At 71.1% G+C, this 19,065-nt stretch carries 15 protein-coding genes; 1 reads left to right on the forward strand and 14 read right to left on the reverse strand.

Features of this window, described 5'->3' with window-relative positions; genetic code table 11:
- Positions 1-86: 86 nt before the first annotated feature.
- The 13 genes from argG to egtA form a co-directional block, all read right to left on the reverse strand.
- The gene (gene argG / locus QLQ12_RS33420) at positions 87-1,319 is read right to left on the reverse strand and encodes an argininosuccinate synthase (RefSeq protein ID WP_282764707.1); all 1,233 of its coding nucleotides are present in this window, start codon (positions 1,317-1,319) and stop codon (positions 87-89) included.
- Entirely contained in the window at positions 1,316-2,209 is an 894-nt protein-coding gene (locus tag QLQ12_RS33425; RefSeq protein ID WP_282764709.1) for a hypothetical protein, read from the reverse strand. Before QLQ12_RS33425 ends, argG begins: the two co-directional genes overlap by 4 nt.
- A complete protein-coding gene (locus QLQ12_RS33430) occupies positions 2,206-2,706 on the reverse strand; it encodes an arginine repressor (RefSeq protein WP_282764711.1) in 501 nt (166 codons plus the stop codon). The genes QLQ12_RS33425 and QLQ12_RS33430 overlap by 4 nt, the downstream gene beginning before the upstream one ends.
- Positions 2,703-3,635, reverse strand: coding sequence for an ornithine carbamoyltransferase (gene argF / locus QLQ12_RS33435; RefSeq protein WP_282764713.1), 933 nt, complete (start codon positions 3,633-3,635; stop codon positions 2,703-2,705). Before argF ends, QLQ12_RS33430 begins: the two co-directional genes overlap by 4 nt.
- Positions 3,632-4,783 carry an acetylornithine transaminase gene (locus tag QLQ12_RS33440; protein ID WP_282764715.1) on the reverse strand — a complete coding sequence of 384 codons (1,152 nt, stop codon included), beginning with the start codon at positions 4,781-4,783 and terminating at the stop codon, positions 3,632-3,634. The genes argF and QLQ12_RS33440 overlap by 4 nt, the downstream gene beginning before the upstream one ends.
- Positions 4,780-5,697 (reverse strand): acetylglutamate kinase, encoded by a 918-nt coding sequence (gene argB / locus QLQ12_RS33445; protein WP_282764717.1) that lies wholly within the window; start codon positions 5,695-5,697, stop codon positions 4,780-4,782. Before argB ends, QLQ12_RS33440 begins: the two co-directional genes overlap by 4 nt.
- On the reverse strand, positions 5,694-6,878 hold the full coding sequence (argJ, locus tag QLQ12_RS33450; protein ID WP_282764718.1) for a bifunctional glutamate N-acetyltransferase/amino-acid acetyltransferase ArgJ: 1,185 nt from the start codon (positions 6,876-6,878) through the stop codon (positions 5,694-5,696). Before argJ ends, argB begins: the two co-directional genes overlap by 4 nt.
- A gap of 85 nt (positions 6,879-6,963) precedes the next feature.
- A complete protein-coding gene (gene argC / locus QLQ12_RS33455; RefSeq protein WP_282764719.1) occupies positions 6,964-7,965 on the reverse strand; it encodes an N-acetyl-gamma-glutamyl-phosphate reductase in 1,002 nt (333 codons plus the stop codon).
- Positions 7,966-10,165: 2,200 nt separating this feature from the next.
- Complete coding sequence (locus QLQ12_RS33460) at positions 10,166-10,660, reverse strand: hypothetical protein (protein ID WP_282764720.1); 495 nt, start codon at positions 10,658-10,660, stop codon at positions 10,166-10,168.
- Positions 10,661-11,524: 864 nt separating this feature from the next.
- A complete protein-coding gene (egtD, locus tag QLQ12_RS33465; RefSeq protein WP_407651659.1) occupies positions 11,525-12,496 on the reverse strand; it encodes an L-histidine N(alpha)-methyltransferase in 972 nt (323 codons plus the stop codon).
- A gap of 13 nt (positions 12,497-12,509) precedes the next feature.
- The gene (egtC, locus tag QLQ12_RS33470; RefSeq protein WP_282764722.1) at positions 12,510-13,253 is read right to left on the reverse strand and encodes an ergothioneine biosynthesis protein EgtC; all 744 of its coding nucleotides are present in this window, start codon (positions 13,251-13,253) and stop codon (positions 12,510-12,512) included.
- The gene (gene egtB / locus QLQ12_RS33475) at positions 13,253-14,548 is read right to left on the reverse strand and encodes an ergothioneine biosynthesis protein EgtB (protein WP_282764723.1); all 1,296 of its coding nucleotides are present in this window, start codon (positions 14,546-14,548) and stop codon (positions 13,253-13,255) included. The genes egtC and egtB overlap by 1 nt, the downstream gene beginning before the upstream one ends.
- Positions 14,545-15,789 (reverse strand): ergothioneine biosynthesis glutamate--cysteine ligase EgtA, encoded by a 1,245-nt coding sequence (gene egtA / locus QLQ12_RS33480; protein ID WP_282764725.1) that lies wholly within the window; start codon positions 15,787-15,789, stop codon positions 14,545-14,547. The genes egtB and egtA overlap by 4 nt, the downstream gene beginning before the upstream one ends.
- 194 nt (positions 15,790-15,983) lie before the next feature.
- On the opposite strand from egtA, the gene QLQ12_RS33485 reads away from it, so the two are divergent.
- Entirely contained in the window at positions 15,984-18,281 is a 2,298-nt protein-coding gene (locus tag QLQ12_RS33485) for an exo-beta-d-1,3/1,6-glucosidase (RefSeq protein WP_282764726.1), read from the forward strand.
- Between the two features lie 13 nt (positions 18,282-18,294).
- Here the strand turns inward: QLQ12_RS33485 and QLQ12_RS33490 are convergent, their stop codons facing one another.
- Complete coding sequence (locus QLQ12_RS33490; protein ID WP_282764727.1) at positions 18,295-19,002, reverse strand: winged helix-turn-helix transcriptional regulator; 708 nt, start codon at positions 19,000-19,002, stop codon at positions 18,295-18,297.
- Positions 19,003-19,065 lie beyond the last annotated feature (63 nt).

A 19,065-nucleotide genomic window follows, 5' to 3' on the forward strand; every position in this document is an offset into this window, starting at 1 on the left:
CTTCCCCTGAGGCCTCCCCCGTGATCTCGTGGAGTTGCGCCGCACCGTGTCGGGCAACTCCACAAGATCGCGGCAGTGGGGCGCGGCTATGTGGTGGGGGTTGCGGCGGCGCGGGCGATGGCGCCGGGGACTGAGTACATGTGGGCGAACGCGCGGGCCTGCTCGCCGGTCCAGAGTGACGACCCGTGGCCGTAAACGACACCCGAGCGGGTGGCCGCGTCCAGCAGACTGTGCGGGCTCTTGCTGCCCAGCAGCACGATGTTGCCCTTGTGCAGCAGCACCCGCACGGTGCCGGTGACCCGGGTCTGGCTGGAGTCGAGGAAGGCCCGGAAATCGTCCATGATCGGGTCGAAGTAGACGGCCTCGTGCAGCAGGTCGCCGTAGGTGTTGCCGAGGGTCGCCTTGGTGGCCTGCTGCCGGTTGGAGAGCACCAGTTTCTCCAGCTCGCGATGCGCCGCGATGAGGATCAGCATGCCCGGCGCCTCGAAACCGACCCGGGCCAGGTTGCCGACCATGGTCGAGCCCATGTGGATGCCCCGGCCGATGCCGTGCTCGCCGCCGAGCGTGTTGAGCGCTGACAGGATCGCGTAGTTCGTGTCGTTGGGAAGCGGGTCGCCGGCCGCGGTCACCGCCGACACGACCTCGCCCTTGTCGAAGGTGAGCAGCAGCTCGACGCCCTTCTCCGGGGCCGCGTCGATCGACTTCGTGTATGTCCAGGCGTCCTCCGGCAGGTATTCCCAGGAGCCGTAGGTCTCCTCGCCGCCGATCGAGGTGCCGATCAGACCCTCGTTGATCGAGTACTTCTTGACCTTCTCGCTGACCGCGTAGCCGCGGCCCCGCAGGAAGTCGGTCTCCTCCTCGCGGGTGAGCCGCTCGTCCCGGATCGGGGTGACGATCTCCAGCTGTGGGGCCAGCGCCCGGATCACCGCGTCGTAGCGGACGTGGTCGGCCCCGGCGCCCGTCGAGCCGTGCGCCACCGCGTCGGCGCCGACCTCGAGGGCGACCTGGACGACCTTCTCCGCCTGGATCAGCCGCTCCGCGCCGACACACGACGGGTAGGCGCCGTTACGCAGGTAATTCGCCTTGATCGCGTAGGTGATGACACGGTCGTAGAGCTCCGACCGGGCGTCGACGATGTGATGCTCGACAGCGCCCAGTTCCTCGGCCCGCGCCCGGACGGCCTCACCCTCGCCGCTGTGCAGGCCGCCGGTGTCGATGTTCGCGGTCACCACGTCCCAGCCCGCCTCACGGAAGGCGACGAGGGCGTACGAGGTGTCCAGTCCACCGGAGAAGGCGAGGACGATCTTGCGCTTGGTCATCGGGGCAGTTCCTTCTCGAGAATCGGCACATATGTCTGACCGTCCCGGCGGACATGGCCGGGCGGCAGGACATAGAACTCACAGCGGCCCGCTTCGATGTCCTTCTGCATCGCCCGCTGGCGACTGTAGTCGAACGGATCGAGCAGGAAGGTCGGCTCGGGCAGCCTTCCCCCGGCCGGGAGCGTCAGGTCACTCTGATAGACGAACGAACCCGGCGAGGTGTGGAACGGGACGGTCGCGACCAGGATCTTCAGCGCGCCGAACTCGGTGTGCACCTTGAGGGCGCTGTTGTCGTACTGGGTGACGCCGTCCAGTTTCTGCGCGCGGTACGCGGACAGGGCCAGCGCCTTGGCCGCCTTGCCCAGCCCCACGGCCGGCATCAACGACCACAACGACCAGCCGACCCAGCGGCCCGGCTCGGCGCTCGGAGCCGCGCAGTAGCCGCCGACCGGGACCGGGCCGCGGTAGCCGCTGTCGCGCATGTCCTGCTGCACCTTGCGCAGCAACTGCTTCACGTCGGTGTCGAAACGGAACGTGGACCGCTCGACCATGGCCGCGAACTCCTCCTGCGGCAGGCCAGCGATCAGGGCGGCGGCCGGCATCAGGATCAGGTCGACCATCACCCACTGCGGCATCGGGATGCCCCGGTCACCGAACGCGATGCCGTTGATCACGTTGAAGAAGTTCAGGAAGTCCCGGATCGACCAGTCCTTCTCGGCGGTCTCGGTGAAGTCGAGCCACGTGAGCTTGTGGCCGTACGGCGCCTCGTTGAGGTGCGGCCGCAGCGTCGCGTTGGAGGCCAGGAAGAACTCCACACCGTGCCCGACCAGGGTGTCGGTGTGGTCGGCGAAGTCGGGGAAGCGAGCCTCCACGGCCGGGGTGAACGTCATGCGCGGCTCTCCTCCGAGTCGGACTTGCTCCAGTTGCTGAGTTTCTCGGCGAGGGCCGCACCCGACGCGGGATCGCTGTCACGGGCCACCACGAAGATGGTGTCGTCGCCGGCGATGGTGCCGACCACGTCCGCCAGGCCCGACCTGTCCAGAGCGCTGGCCAGGAACTGCGCGGCGCCCGGCGGGGTGCGCAGCACGGCGATGTTGCCACTGGAGTCCACCCCGGTCAGCAGCTCGCGCAGCAACCGGATCAATCGGGCCGGGCCGTGGCCGGTGGTCTCCCGCAGCGGCCGGTGCCCGTCTTCCGGGATGTAGTAGACGCCGCTGACCTTGACCGCGTTCAGCTCCTCCAGGTCGCGCGACAGCGTGGCCTGGGTGACGTGGAAACCCTCGTCGGCGAGGATCACGGTCAGCTCGGTCTGCGACTTGACCCGGCGGGTCCGGATCAGGTCGACGAGCCGGGCATGCCGTCCCGCGCGCGTCTGTGGCGCACTCATCTCTGATTCGCCGCCAGCAGCCAGGCCAGCAGCGCCTTCTGCGCGTGCAGGCGGTTCTCCGCCTGGTCGAAGACGGCGCTCTGCGGGCCGTCGATCACCTCGTCGGTGATCTCCTCGTTGCGGTGCGCCGGCAGGCAGTGCAGCACGATCGCCGCCGGGTCGGCGGCGGCCAGCAGTTCCTTGTTCACCTGGTACGGCCAGAACGGGGTGAGCCGATCCTTGCCGTCGCCCTCCTGACCCATCGACGTCCAGGTGTCGGTGGCGATCACGTGCGCGCCGTCGACCGCCTCGCGGGGGTCGCGCAGCACCTCGACCGAGCCACCCGTCCACGCCGCGATCTCCGCCGCCCGGCTCACCACGGCGGCGGCCGGGTCGAACCCGGACGGGCCGGCCACCCGCACGTGCATGCCGGCCATCACGCCCGCGATCAGATAGGAGTGGGCCATGTTGTTGGCCGCGTCCCCGACATACGCCAGGGTCTTTCCGCTCGTCGAACCGAACCGCTCCCGGATGGTCAGCAGGTCGGCGAGGAGCTGACAGGGGTGGTACCCGTCGCTGAGCGCGTTGATCACCGGGACGTCGACGCCGGAGGCCAACTCGGCCAGCCGCTCGTCGCCGTGGGTGCGGTAGACCATGGCGGACACGTAACGCGCCACCACCCGGCCGGCGTCGGCGAGGGTCTCACCCCGGCCGAAGTGGGTGTTCTGCGAGTCCACGATGATCGGCTGGCCGCCCAACTCGGCGATGCCGGCCTCGAACGAGAGCCGGGTGCGCAGGCTGGCCTTGTCGAAGAAGACGGCGACACTGCGCGGGCCGGCCAGCGGGGTGTGGCCGAACCTGTTCGCCTTCATCTCGGCGGCCAGGTCGAGGACGTCCGACTGCTCCTGGGGAGTCAGGTCGTCGTCACGGAGGAAGTGGCGGGTGGTCACCGGATACCGTCCAGAGCAGCGATCAGGGCATCTGCCTGACCGGAAGAGATGATCAGGGGCGGGGCCAGCCGGATCACGTCCGGCTTGGCGGGGTTCACCAGGAAACCGGCGTCTCGCAGCTGGGCGGCGACATCGCCGGAGACCGGCTGGGTGAGCACGATCCCGAGCAGCAGGCCGGCGCCACGGACGTGGTCGACCAGCGGGTGGCCGAGCGACTCGATGCCGCGGCGCAACTGCTCGCCGACCCGCTTCACGTGATCGAGCAGGCCCTCGCCGGCGATCGTGCGGATCACCGCGAGACCGGCCGCGCAGGAGACCGGGTTGCCGCCGAAGGTGGTGCCGTGCGAACCCGGCTGGAACAGGTCGGCGGCCGGGCCGAACGCGATGCAGGCACCCAGCGGCAGGCCACCGCCGAGGCCCTTGGCCAGCGTGATGACGTCGGGCTCGACACCCTCGCTCTGGTGGTGGAACCAGTGCCCGGTGCGCCCGATGCCGGTCTGCACCTCGTCGAGCGCGAGCAGCGCCCCGTGCCGGGTGCAGATCTCCCGGGCGGCGGCCAGATAGCCCGCCGGAGGGACGACGACCCCGTTCTCCCCCTGGATCGGCTCCAGGATCACCATCGCGGTCGCGTCGGTCACGGCCGCCGCCAGGGCGGCGACGTCACCGAACGGGATGTGCGTGACCTCGGGCGGCAGCGGCCGGAACGGGTCGGACTTGGCCGGCTGCCCGGTCAGTGCGAGCGCACCCATGGTCCGCCCGTGGAACGCGCCGTCGGTGGCCACGATGTGGGTCCGCCCGGTGAGCCGGGAAAGCTTGAACGCCGCCTCGTTGGCCTCCGCCCCCGAGTTGGTGAACAGCACCCGGCCGGGCCGGCCGGCGAGCGCGAGCAGCAGGTCGGCCAGCGCCACCGGCGGCTCGGAGATGTAGAGGTTGGAGACGTGACCCAGCTGCTGGATCTGGTGGGTCACGGCGGCGACCACGGCCGGGTGGGCGTGGCCGAGGGCGTTGACGGCGATGCCGCCGAGGAAGTCGACGAACTCCTTGCCGTCCTCGGCCGTCAGGACCGCGCCCTCGCCCTTGACCAGGCCGATCGCCGGGGTGCCGTAGTTGTTCATCATCGACTGCTGCCAGCGCTCGACGAGGCTCATTCGCTCGTGCCTTCGCTCGCGCCCGCGGGGACCACCATGGTTCCGAATCCTTCTTCCGTGAAGACTTCGAGCAGGGTCGAGTGGGCGACCCGGCCGTCGACGACGTGTGCGGCCGGCACGCCGCCGCGGACCGCGCGCAGACATGCCTCCATCTTGGGCGCCATCCCCGACTCCAGGCCAGGGAGCAGTTTCTCCAGGGCGTCGGCGTCGATCTCGGACGTCAGCGAGGAGGTGTCCGGCCAGTTCGTGTAGAGGCCGGGCACATCGGTGAGGACCACCAGCTTGCGGGCCCCGAGCGCGACGGCCAGCGCCGAGGCGGCGGTGTCGGCGTTCACGTTGTGCAGGACACCCTCGGCGTCCGGCGCGACCGTCGCGATCACCGGGATGCGGCCGGCCGCGATGAGATCGTCGACCGCCGACGTGTTGACCCGGTCGACGTCGCCGACCTGACCGATGTCGACCGACTCGCCGTCGATGATGGCCTGCCTGCGAACCGCGGTGAACAGGCCCGCGTCCTCGCCGGAGAGGCCCACCGCGAGCGGCCCGTGCTGGTTGATCAGACCGACCAGCTCACGGCCGACCTGGCCGACCAGCACCATCCGGACGACGCCCATGGCCTCCGGGGTGGTCACCCGCAGGCCCCCGCGGAACTCCGACTCGATGCCGAGCCTGGTGAGCATGCGGCTGATCTGCGGGCCGCCGCCGTGCACCACGACCGGCTTGATGCCGACATGCCGCAGGAACACCATGTCGGCGGCGAACGCCTTCTGCAGTTCCGGGTCGATCATGGCGTTGCCGCCGTATTTGATCACGATGGTGGCGCCGTGAAAACGCTCCAGCCACGGCAGGGCCTCGATCAGGACCTCGGCCTTCTGCTGGGCGGCGATCGTCGATTTCTGAGCGGCCGTCGTCATGACGAGTACGCCGAGTTCTCGTGGACGTAGGCGTGCGACAGGTCGGTGGTCCAGATCGTCGCGCCCATCTCACCCTCACGCAGGTTGATCGTGACGGTCACGTCCCGGCCGGACAGGTCGACCTTGCTCCGGTCCTCGGCGGCGGCGCCGCCCTTGCAGATCCACACACCGTTGATCGCCACGTCGATCCGGTCGGGCTCGAAGGCGGCGCTGGTCGTGCCGACCGCGGCCAGGATGCGGCCCCAGTTCGGGTCGTTGCCGAAGAACGCCGTCTTGACCAGGTTGTTGCCGGCCACCACCCGCCCCACCTGCACCGCGTCGGACTCGCTGGCCGCGCCCCGCACCTCGATGGCGATGTGTTTGGTGGCGCCCTCGGCGTCGGCGATCAGCTGCTGGGCGAGGTCGTGGCAGACCTCGGTGACCGCCTCGGTCAGCTCCTCCACCGTCGGCTGCCGGTTGGAGGCGCCGCTGGCCAGCAACAGCACCGTGTCGTTGGTGGACATGCAGCCGTCGGCGTCGATCCGGTCGAAGGTGACCCGGGTCGCGGCACGCAACGCGGCGTCGAGCACCTCGTTGTCGGCGGAGGCGTCGGTGGTGATGACGACCAGCATGGTGGCGAGCGCCGGAGCGAGCATGCCCGCGCCCTTGGCGATGCCGCCGACCGACCAGCCGTCACGCTGGGCCACCGCGTTCTTCGCCACGGTGTCGGTGGTCATGATGGCGTCAGCGGCTTTCGGCCCGCCGTCGGCGGCGAGAGCCTTGGCCGCCGCGTTCACCCCGGGCAGTAGTTTGTCCATCGGGAGCAGCTCGCCGATCAGACCGGTCGAGCAGACCGCCACGTCACCGGCGCCGATCATCATCGGCTTGGCGCCGGGCTTGCTGATGCCGCGCAGGACGGCCGCGGTGTGCTCGGCGGTGGCGTGGGTGTCGCGGAAGCCCTGCGAACCGGTGCACGCGTTGGCGCCGCCCGAGTTGAGGACCACCGCGCGGACGATGCCGCCCTTGAGCACCTGCTGACTCCACAGAACCGGTGCGGCCTTGACCCGGTTGCCGGTGAAGACGGCGGCCGCCGTGTAGTCGGGCCCGTCGTTGACGACGAGGGCGACATCGGCGTTGCCGCTGGCCTTGAGCCCGGCGGCGACGCCCGAGGCCCGGAAGCCCCTGGGATGGGTGACGGTCATGACTGTGCTTCCTCTGGCATGCTCTCCAGGCCCTCGTCCGTGAGGCCGCTGTCAGGTCCGGCCGGGCGCCACCCGGTGCAGTCGATCACGGCGCGACTCCGAAGACACTCAAGCCCGTGGTCTCGGGCAGCCCGAACATGATGTTGGCGTTCTGCACCGCCTGGCCGGCGGCGCCCTTGCCGAGGTTGTCGAGCGCGCTCACCACGATGATGCGGCCCGAGTCGATGTCGACCGTCGCCTGCAGGTGGCAGGAGTTGGAACCCGCGGTCGCGGCCGTGCGCGGCCAGACGCCCTCGGGCAGCACGTGCACGAACGGGGCATCGGCATAGGCCTCCTGCAGCACCTCGCGCGGATCGTCGCCGCTCAGCCGGCGCGCCGTCACCGTCGCCAGGATGCCGCGCGGCATCGGCGCCAGAATCGGCGTCATCGACAGCGAAGCCGCCCCGGTGGCCTGCTTGATCTCGGCCACGTGCTGGTGGGCGCCGACCTTGTAGGGCGACAGGTCACCCATGATCTCGCTGGCCAGCAGGTTGACCTTGGCATTGCGCCCGGCGCCGGAAGTGCCCGAACTGGCCACCACCACGACATCCGCCGGGTCGGCGACGCCGGAGGCGATCAACGGCGCGAGGGCCAGAGTGATCGTCGCCGCATAACACCCCGTGCTGGCGACCCGGTCGGACGCGGCGATCGCCTCCCGCGCGCCGGGCAGCTCGGGCAGCCCATAGGTCCATGTGCCGGCGTGCCCGCCACCGTAGTAGCGCGTCCACTGCTCGGCGCTCTCCAGCCGGAAGTCGGCCCCCAGGTCGACCACCTTGACACCGGCCTCGAGCCGCGCGGCCACAGCCGCCGACTGCCCGTGCGGCAGGGCGAGAAACACCAGGTCGGCGCCGCTCAGCGTCTCAGCGTCGGTGACACCGAGCGTCAGGTCGAGCCCGGCGAGCTGCGGGTGCACCGCGCTGACCGGCGACCCGGCCTGACTGTGCGCGGTCGCCGCGACGAGGTCGAACTCGGGGTGTCCGGCGATCAGGCGCAGCAACTCACCGCCCGCGTAGCCACTGGCTCCCGCCACCGCGACCCTGATTCCCATTCCAACCTCCGTATGACTATGCAGAAGAACGTATCAACTCCCACCGGCCGGAGCAACTGACACCCGGGGCATCCCGCATGCTGAGCGAAGACGGCGCTTTCGGAAGGACATTCCCGATTTCGTACGGCCAGACCGTCTCGCCGAACGCGGGCCGCCCCGGACTACCGCGCGACGGCTCCCGGCGCCCGAACCGCAGCGCGCCCGCCGGGCCGGATCCGCCCCTCACCGGCTACGCGCCCCACCTCACACACCCCCACCACCCCCGCACACCGCCCAACTCCACGCCGCCCGGCTCTACACCGCCCGACTCCACGCCGCCCGTCCCCACGCCGCCCGTCTCCACACCGCCCGTCTCCACACCGCCCGTCCCCACACCGCCCGTCCCCACACCGCCCGTCCCCACACCGCCCGTCCCCACACCGCCCGACTCACACACCGCAGCGCCCAGCGCTCCCGAGTGCCTCCCCACCGCCCGGCCCACGACACCACCAGCCACCTCTTGCCCGCGGCGGCACCACAGCCACCACACCGCTCGGGCTTGTCGCTCCGGACACGCCCACCGCATCCGGTGCGCCGTCCGCAACTCGTTCACCTTGCGTGGCCGCCTCGCGAGACAACGCGGGCCGCACCCGCCACCCCACAATCGCGATCTTGATGCGGCAGCCACCCGAAAAGGTGGTCAGCGCTCCAAGATCGCCGCGACCAGCGCGAGTGGGGCGGGAGGTGGGGGTGGGAGGCGGGAGGTGGGGGTGGGAGGCGGGGGGTGGGGGTGGGAGGTGCTGTGCGGGATATGGCGCCAAGGGGGAGCGGCTGCCAGCTCACAACGGCCGAGTCTGATCTTGCTCGGGCGGTCGTGAGCAGTGACACGAAATCAAGAATCACCGCAGCTCATGGCCATGAACGCGCGGAAACCACCGCGTCGCTCGCGTCCCGCACAGCGTCGCCCGCATCCCACACGGCGTCGCTCCCATCCTGTACGGCGTCGCCCGCATCCCACACGGCGTCGCTTCGCATCCTGCGCAGCGTCGCTCGCATGCTGCGCAGCGTTGTTCGCATCCTGCGCAGCGTTGTTCGCGTCCCTCACGGCGTCGCTCGCCTCCCTCACGGCGTCGCTCGCGCGTCCCTCACGGCGTCGCTCGCGTCCTGCGCAGCGTTGCTCGCGTCCCGCACGGCGTTGCTCGATAGCGTGATGCCCGTCGTGGAGGCCGTCATGCATGAGGAGGCGGTCCGTCGGACTGGGGGGCGATCCGTCGGTAGACGACGGTGCCTGTCGGGGTGATCTTCATGCACGGGACGGGCGGCACGTGGGACACGGCTGCCTCAACTAGGTCGAGACGGCACCCCATGAGCAGTAGCGCAAGATCCACCGCTGCGAGCCGTAGCTGAGACGTCCTACGGCCTCCGGATTTCGTGTGTGAGCTACGGCTGAGGGCTCCGGTCGCCGCTCACGACAATCTCCTGGCACCGCACACTTCGCCGCGAGACGGCACGACTCTGGCGTCGCCGGCTCGGGGCGGGACAGGCCCGAGGACACCATCGCGAGACCGCATGTGCCCGAGGACACCACCCAAACGGCACAAGCCCGGGCCCGGCTCGGAGCAGGACGAGGCGGGGACTCCGACTCGGAACGGGACGGGCCACACCAGCCCAGGGCAGGAAGAAGCCCGGAGCTCCGGCTCGAAACGAGACGGCCCCGGACACCAGCCCAGGACGGGATGAGGCTCGGAACCTTGAGTTGGAACGGGACAAGGCCTGGAACGGGACAAGGCTCAGGAGTGGCTGTGCCCGGGACTCCAGCTCGGGGTAGGACTGCCGGGACTCCGGATCCGGGCAGGACCGCGCCGGGACTCCGGATCCAGGCCGGGCTGGACCCGGACCCGGGCGGGGCCGGGCTGGACCCGGACCCGGGCGGGGCCGGGCTGGACCCGGACCCGGGCGGGGCCGGGCTGGACCCGGACCCGGGCGGGGCCGGGCTGGACTCCGGGTCCGGGTGGGCTGGGGACGGGGCACTGGCTGGGCGGGGCTGGGGGACGGCGACCAGACGCATCAGCCCGGTGGTCGCTTCGCGGCCGGGAGCGGGCTGGGACGTCGCGTTGACGCTCGGAGGCTGCCAGGGTTTGGCGGGGCTGCCAGGCTCGTACCGATGAAGGGGGTTGTCTTTGGGATCCGCCGCTTCTGCGGTGGTTGTCCGGGCGGATTGTCAGCGGGTGGCCCATTGGTTCCAGAGGGCGAGCCAGTCGCTTTGGGCCGCCTCAATGGCTTTGATCTTGGCGTAGTCGACGGGGCGCAGGCCCTCCTGGCGTTGCCAGGCGACCTGGGCGGGGCGACTGGGCACATCGGGGCCGAGGCGGGTGCTGTACAGGAGGGTCTCGGAGATCGCGCGTTTCCGCAGGCGGGCGTCGGTGCGGAACCACTCGGCCTCGCGTTCCAGGCGGGTCAGCTGGTCGACCATGCTCTGGACCGAACGGCGGGCCTCCTCTTCCGGTTCTCCGGCGAGGTCGGACTGGCGACGGACGGCGTTGCGCCAGAGTTCGGGCCAGGTGCGGGGCAACTGGGGGCGTGGGCCGCCGTGGGAGGCCCAGGCGTCGCGTTCGCGGGCAGACCGGAGCACGGCATCCACCAGGACCAGATGCGGTTCACGCTCGGGCATCCGGCCGGCGGGTGTCGGCGTCCGGTCCGTGTGGCCGGCCTCCATGCTCGCGCACCCCCTCCATCGACGCATCGCAGCACCGCACCGCGATCCCACGGGCCGCGCCGCGGGAGGCATCCCGCAGCGCCGTGCCGAGACATCCGCCGACGCTTCATCGCGACATCGCGACATCGCGACACCGCGACACCGCGAAACGCCGGCCTGCGGGCCGTGACACTGCAACCCACTACGCCGCTCCAGAAGCCCGACGGTGCGGCGCCGCGGGCGGACTCCCGCGGTGCCGTGGGGTCAGTCGTCACAGTCGGTCTACTGGGCGGCACTGCAGAAAGCACTAAGCGCAGCACTGCAAGAAAAGCACGAATCGTCAACCTTCTACCCCTCCTGGGCCGGGTCACGCCGGGCAATCGACCCGGATCAACGTCGACCACCACACCTGCGGCACGCCAACTGCCCACTTCGGCCGGCGAAGACCACGCCATCGAGCTGGGCCGGTGTCATTCCGGGCCTCTGATCCGAGCCAGCGTCGCCGTGGACCCCGGCCCGCCGAGGGCGCCCTAGGCCGCCGGGCCACGTCCGACCATCGGCATCGAGCCGACGTCACTACGGCCATAGGAGCCGGACCGACATCACCCCGGCAGCGGCACTGGCGGCATCGCCCTCAACCACGGAGTGCGGGGCGGCTTCGGCGCGACCGCCGGGCCGGGTCATAGCTGTGCGCGACCGCCGGGACGGAGCGTGGCCACGGCCGGCGGCTCGGCCCGGGTTCAAGCCGAGCCGCCAGTCGGGCAAAACCGTCGCTCAACGCCGACCTGTGCCAGGACGACCCAGGCAGGAGTCACTCCGGGCAGAAGTCACTCCGGGCAGGAGGCGTGCGCCGGAGTCAGGCTGCGCTGGAGGCGTGCGCCGGAGTCAGGCTGCGCTGGAGGCCTGCGCCAGGGTCACGCCGAACCAGCTGTTCGGGTCGGTCCACCAGTGGCGCGGCGCGAAGCCGGCCGCGGCGAGTTCGGCGGTGAGGCCGTCGCGGCGGAACTTGGCGGAGATCTCGGTGCGCATCTCGCCGCCCGCGGCGAAGGGGACGTCGAGGTTCAGGGCGGCGATGTGGACCCGCTGGTCGCGGGTGGAGCGCAAGCGCATCTCGATCCACTCGTGGTCCGGGTCCCAGAGGGCCACGTGTTCGAAGGCGGACGGGTCGAAGTCGGCGTCCAGCTCGCGGTTGATCACGTGGAGGACGTTGCGGTTGAAGGCCGCGGTGACGCCGGCCGCGTCGTCGTAGGCCGGGACGAGGACGGCCGGGTCCTTGACCAGGTCGGTGCCGAGCAGCAGCCACTCGCCGTCGTGCAGCACCGAACGCAGGGACGTCAGGAAGGTGGCCCGTTCGGCCGGCATCAGGTTGCCGAGCGTGCCGCCGAGGAAAGCGACCAGGCGGTTGTCGCCTTCGGGCAGGTGGCGCAGGTGGCGGGTCATGTCGCCGACGACACCGCGGATGCTCAGGCCGGGATAGGCCGTGGTCAGCGACTCGACGGCCGCCGACAGCGCGGACGCCGACACGTCGAGCGGGACGAACGATCCCAGGGTGCCGCGGGCGACCAGCGCGTCGAGCAGCAGGCGGGTCTTCTCGGACGAGCCGGAACCCAACTCGACGAGGGTCTTCGCCTCGGTGATCCGGGCGATCGCGGGGGCGTGCTCTTCGAGGACGGCACGTTCGGTACGCGTCGGGTAGTACTCCGGAAGCCGGGTGATCTCCTCGAAGAGTTCGCTGCCACGGGCGTCGTAGAACCATTTCGGCGGGATCCAGCGGGAGTCGGCGGTCAGGCCGGCGCGCACGTCGGCACGCAGCTCGCGGGCCAGATCGTCGTCGTCGAGGTGCTTGTCCAGGAGCAAGGTCGAACACCTTTCAGTACAGCGGAGTGATCTCCGCCTCGGAGGCGGTGGCGACGACCAGGTGGCCGTCGGGGACCGGCTGCCAGGCCGGGCCGGGATCGAGGGGTTCGGAACTGATCAGCATCGAGTCGCGGCGGGAACGCACCGACAGCGCGTGACCGAGGGTGGTCGCGACCATCTGCGTGCCGTCGGTGAGCAGCAGGTTCAGCCGAGATCCGGGGGCGGCCGCCGCGACTTCGGTGACGACGGTGGCGACGGCCTTCGCCGCGGGCTCCCCGGCGCGCAGCTTCGCGCGTACCAGAGCCCAGAGGGTTGCCGAGTCGGTGGGCGCGTCGAGGGTGAGCAGATCCTCGACCGGGAGGTCCCGGGCCTGCGCGGCGATGGCCGAAGGCCAGCCGCGCACCACGCCGTTGTGGCTGAAGAGCCACCGGCCGTCGGTGAACGGCGCCGCCGCCGTCTCGATCACCGGGAGGCCGACGGTGGCCGAGCGGACCGCCGCGAGGACGGCGCCCGCCGAGGTGGCGGCCGCCAGCGGCGGCAGTGCGGCGTCCGTCCAGATCGGCATGGCGCTGCGGTAACGGACCGGCGACGCGGCGCCGGGGGGCCACCAGCCGACGCCGAAACCGTCGGCGTTGATGGTGCCGCCGCCGCGCATGTCGCGCGGCGCCCACGCCTGCGTCGCCAGCGCGTGCGGCGGATCGAAGATCAATTTCGCCAGGGGTACGGGTGGGCCGAGGTACCCGAGGTGGCGGCACATCAGGCCGCATCCCGGGCGCAGCGGAACCCGCTGAAGATCTGCCGCCGGATCGGGTGGTCCCAGTTGCGGAAGGTGCCCCGGCAGGCGGCCGGGTCGGTGCCGAACGAGCCGCCGCGCAGCACCCGGTAGTCGCCGCCGAAGAACACCTCCGAGTACTCCCGGTACGGGAACGCGGCGAACCCCGGATAGGGGTGGAATCCGGACGACGTCCACTCCCAGACGTCGCCGATGAGCTGGTGAACGCCCTGCGGCGAGGCCCCGTCCGGGTAGGCGCCGGCCGATGCCGGACCGAGGTGCCGCTGGCCGAGGTTGGCGTGCCGCGGGCCGGGCGGGTCGTCGCCCCACGGGTAGCGGCGGGAGCGGCCGGTCGCCGGGTCGAAGCGGGCCGCCTTCTCCCACTCGGGCTCGGTGGGCAGGCGTTTCCCGGCCCAGGCGGCGTAGGCCTCGGCTTCGAAGTAGCAGACGTGGACGACCGGTTCGTCGTGTCTCACCGTGTCGATGCGGCCGAACCGGTCGCGGAGCCAGCCGTTGTGGTCGCGGATCCAGTGGAGCGGAGCTTGCAGGTTCGCGTTCTGCCGGTGCGCCCAGCCGCGTTCGCTCCACCAGCGGGGGTCGTCGTAGCCCCCGGCGTCCATGAACGCCAGGTAGTCGCCGTTGGTCACCGGGGCGGCGTCGATCCAGAAGGCCGGCACGTCGACGGTGTGGGCCGGCCGTTCGTTGTCGAGAGCCCAGGGCTCGGTGTCCGTGCCCATGACGAACCTGCCCGCCTCTATCAGGATCTCGTCCTTCATCGCGGTTTCGGCGGCCGGCGCGGGCGACGCGGTGAGCACGGGCGGTCCCGTCCGCAGTTGATGGGTGGCGAGCATGGTCTCGGCGTGCTGCTGCTCGTGCTGGACGATCATGCCGAACGCGAAGCCGCCGTCGAGCAGGCGCTCCGCCGGGTCGAAGCGCACCCGGTCGAGCACGTCGAGCACCTTGTCCCGCACCTGCGCGGTGTAGGCGCGGGCCTCCGCCGGGTTGAGCAGCGGCAGCGCCGGCCGGTCCCGGCGGGCGTGCTTGAAGGCGTCGTAGAGCTCGTCGATGTCGCCACGCACCGGGTCACGGCCGCCCACGTCCCGGACCAGCCACAACTCCTCCTGGTTGGCGACGTGCGCCAGGTCCCAGACCAGCGGGGACATCAGCGGCGAGTGCTGGCGGGTCAGATCGTCGTCGTCGACGGCCCCGGTGAGCAGCGCCGTCCGGGACCGGCTGCGGGAAAGCTCCGCGGCGATGGCGAGCCGCAGGTCCTGCGTCATGCGGGAATCCCCTCTGCTGTGTGCCCGCTCTTCCGGCGGGACGGCGACCTTCCGGAGACGGCGTCGCGGAGTCGGTGTGACACGAGGTCGGCGACCGTGTCGCGGACGGCCGGCGGCAGCCCGGTGCGGTCCAGGTTGCGGCAGGCCAGATCGGCGAGACCGGCGGCGGCCCGGCACACCGGGTCGTCGGCCAGGCCGAGACGGGCGGCGGCGTGCCAGCGGCCGGCCGCCGGGGCGGCCAGTTCCCGGGCCCGGTCGGTGATCGCGTCGCTGGAGAGCAGGGCGGTCAGCATCGCGGCCGGGGCGATCCACTCGTCGCCGGGTTGCGCGTCGAGGTAGCGGATCTCCAGGTACCCGCGTGGGCGTACCGGCGGGAACAGGGTGTTGAGGTGGTAGTCGAGGTCGGTCAGGGTCGGCGGCCGCGCCTCTGGATCGCCGGGGACGCCGCCCGCGTCGATCCAGTCGGCCATGGTCACCCCGGCCGGGGCGTCCCAGTCGCCGTTGTCCCGGCGCACGCACAGCAGCGGAGCGGCCAAGGCGTAGTGTGCCCAGCTCACCGCGGGGTCGGCGGACGACGGGACCGGGGCGGTCCGGCGGTTGTCGATCCCGTACCAGGTGGCCATCCGCGCCGACGCCCAGCCGTGCCGCCGGGAGTTGGCGAACAGGGCCAGCAGCGCCGGGCCGATCTCGTGCAGGGCGGCCCAGCGGGCCGGGATCTGATGGGTCTCGCCCGCGTCGAGGCAGATCTGAAGTCCGGCGGTGGCGGTCATCATGGTGCGCCCGTGGTCGTCGAAGGCGCGCTCCATGGCCGCGTAACGCGGGGTGTCGAGGATCCGGCGGGGTTTCCGGTGCGGGTCGAGGCCCCGCTCCCCCAGCACGATGCCGCTGCCTGCCAGCAGACCGGCCAGGACTTCGCGGTCGCCGGTGACCGCGGTGTGCAACTCGGTGAGCGAATCGGCCGGGGCCGATGAGATCTCGATCTGGCCGCCCGGTTCGGCGGTGACGGCGCCGCCTCCCGGCAGCGGCACGGGATGCGGGTTGCCGAGGGAGGTCGGCGCGTGCACGCCCAGCGCCTCGGCAAGGTCGCCGGCCCGCAGGTGCGCGGACGGGTCGGCGGCTCGGTGTGTGGTCCACTCCAACTCGACGCCGATCCGCCGGGGCGGGCCGGTCTTGAAGCAGATGCCGGTTATGTGCTCGATCGCTTCGGCGGTCCTTCGCAGGACACGGTCAGCCGAACCCAAGGTCCCCCCTCTGCCTCACCATGGGTGATCAACAAACTTCACTGTGTATCGTCCGTTGAGGACCTTACCGGCAACAACGAAATTCTGCCTTCCCCGCGGATGAAGTTCCGGAACCACAACGGGGTGCCGGAACCGGTTCCGGACATGGAAGACTCCGAACCGTTCGCGTTCGGCAGACCCCTCGGGAGAAACGTATGCCCTTGCCATATCAGGACTCCTCGCTCGCCGTCGCGGAGCGCGTGGAGGATCTGCTGGGCCGGATGACGCTGCCCGAGAAGGTCGGCCAGATGCTCCAGCTCGACGCCCGGCAGGACCTCGCCGAGATCGTGTGCGAGAAGATGGCCGGGTCGATCCTGCACACCTCCCCGGACAAACTCGTCGAAGCCGCGACCCTGGTCGCGCGCACCCGGCTGCGGATTCCGCTGATCACCGCCGAGGACTGCATCCACGGGCACGCCTTCTGGCCCGGCGCCACCGTCTTCCCCACCCAGCTCGGCATGGCCGCGACCTGGGACCCGGCACTCGTCGAGCAGGTCGCCCGGGTCACCGCCGTGGAAGCCGCCGCCACCGGGGTGCACTGGACCTTCTCGCCGGTACTCTGCATCAGCCGCGATCTGCGCTGGGGGCGGGTCGACGAGACGTTCGGCGAGGACCCGTACCTGATCAGCGAACTCGGCGCCGCGATGATCCGCGGCTATCAGGGCGAGGGCCTCACCGACCCGACCGCGATCCTGGCCACCGCCAAGCACTTCGCCGGATACTCCGAGACCCACGGCGGCCGGGACGCCAGCGAGGCCGACATCAGCCGGCGCAAACTGCGCTCCTGGTTCCTGCCGCCGTTCCAGCGTGCCGCCGCCGAGGGCTGCCGGGTCTTCATGCTCGGCTACCAGTCGATGGACGGCGTGCCGATCACCGCCAACAAATGGCTGCTCAACGACGTGCTCAAGGACGAGTGGGGCTTCACCGGCACGCTCGTCACCGACTGGGACAACGTCGGCCGGATGGTGTGGGAACAGAAGGTCTGCGCCGATTACGCGGAAGCCGCCGCGACCGCGGTCAAGGCCGGAAACGACGTCATCATGACGACGCCCGCCTTCTTCGAAGGCGCCCAGGAGGCGATCCGGCGCGGGTCGCTGCGTGAGGACGAGATCGATGCGGCGGTACGGCGGATCCTGCGCCTGAAGTTCGAGCTGGGCCTCTTCGAGAACCCGCGCACGCCGGACGCGGCCCGGCAGCGGGAAGTGATCGGCGCCGCCGCGCACACCGCGCTCAATCTGGAGGTGGCCCGCCGGTCACTGGTGCTGCTCCGCAACGACGGCGTCCTGCCGCTTCCCGTGCCGTCATCCTCCTCATCGGCTTCCTCGTCGTCTTCGTCATCAGCTTCATCATCGGCTTTCTCGTCGTCGAAGCGCATCGCCGTGCTCGGTCCCAACGCCGACGACGTGTCCGCACAGCTCGGTGACTGGGCCGGGAACTCCGGCCAGGTCGACTGGATGCCCGACGGCCACCCCCGCCGGCTCACCTCGACCGTTCTCGACGGACTGCGGGACCTGCTGCCCGACGGGTGGGAACTCGACTTCGACCCGGCCGTCGAGATCGAGGAGCTGGTGCCCGACCCCGAGGGCGAGACCTTTCCCGACGGGCAGCCACGGCCGCCGATCTCGGTCGGCGTCCCGGCCTCCCCGGAGCGCCTCGAACAGGCCCGCCGGCTGGCCGCCGCCGCCGACTACGCGATCGTGGTCGTCGGCGACACGGTCAACCTCAACGGCGAGCACAAGTCCACCGCCACCCTGGAGCTGCAGGGCGGGCAGATCGCGCTGCTCGACACGGTGGCGGCCACCGGCACGCCGATGATCGTGGTGCTGATCGACGGCAAGCCGCTCGCGCTGCCGCCGTCGGCGCTCGGCGCGGCAGCGATCCTGCAGGCGTTCAACCCCGGCATGCGGGGCGGGCAGGCCATCGCCGAGCTGCTGTTCGGGGCGATCGAGCCGACCGGCCGGATGCCGATCTCGGCGGCCCGGCACGTCGGGCAGCAGCCGATCTTCTACAACCAGGTGCGGGGCCAGCACGGCACCCGTTACGCGGACCTCACCCAGGACCCGCTCTTCGCCTTCGGGGAGGGGCTCAGCTACACCACCGTCGTCTACGACGGGCTCAGCATCGAGGAGCCGGACGTGGCCGCCGACGGGGTGGTGCGAGCCACCGTGCGGCTGAGCAACACCGGGACCCGGCCGGCGCTGGAGACCGTGCAGGTGTACGTGAGCGACCTGGTCACCAGCGTCACCTGGGCCGGCCGGGAACTCAAGGCGTACCGGCAGGTGCCGGTGCCCCCGGGCGAGAGCGTGACGGTGGCTCTCGAGGTGGCGGCCACCGACTGCACCCTCGTCGACGCCGCCGGCGCCCGGGTCGTCGAGGCGGGGGACTTCGAGCTGCTCGTCGGGCCGAACTCCCGGCCGTCCGCGTTGCTCTCCGCCAAGTTCCGGATCTCCTAGGCCCCGGTATCGGCTAGGACCTCGGCGCGGCCAGGGCCTCGGCGCTGCCGGGTCTCGGCACCGCCGCGAAGGCGAACGGGCGGAACCAGGCCGGGAGGGCTCGGCGCAGATCCTCCGGGCCCTGGAAGTCCAGCTCGCCGGAGCGCAGGCCGGACGCCCAGGTGCGCTCACCCCGCCACACGTCGGTCAGGCAGCGCAGATCGGCGATCACCAGCACGTCCACGTCGTGACCGGGGTCGACATCACAGATGTCGACCTCGCTCGGCGTGATCACCAGCCACCAGTGCCGCAGCTTCGGCGGCGCCGCCGGGAAACGGAACTGCAGCACGGTACGCCGCGCCGGCACCGCCCCGTGATCGACCGACCGGTGCATGTCCCAGAGCAGCAGTTTCGGGTCCAGGTCCCGGTCACCCAGCTGGGGGACCCAGCGGGTGCCCCACTCCCCGAGCGCCACCACGATCGGCTGAAGCTCCTCACCGGCCCTGGTCAGCGCGTAGTCCACGTCCGTACCGGACTCACGCCGCTCGACCAGCCCCGCCGCGGCGAGCTGCTGCAGACGCCGGGAGAGCAGCGTGGGCGACATTCGCGGCAGGCCACGCCGCAGGTCGTTGAAGCGGCGGCTGCCGGCGATCAGCTCCCGGATCACGAGCAGCGTCCACCGCTCGTCCAGCAACTCCATCGCCTTCGCCACCGGACAGAACTGCCCGTAGGACGCTCCCATGCCACTCCCCTCACCCGGTACACATCGTGTACTAGGCCTGGCAACCGAGAATCCCTACCGTCG

Origin of the sequence: Actinoplanes sandaracinus (assembly GCF_030009775.1) — a bacterium.
GTDB lineage: Bacteria > Actinomycetota > Actinomycetes > Mycobacteriales > Micromonosporaceae > Actinoplanes > Actinoplanes sandaracinus.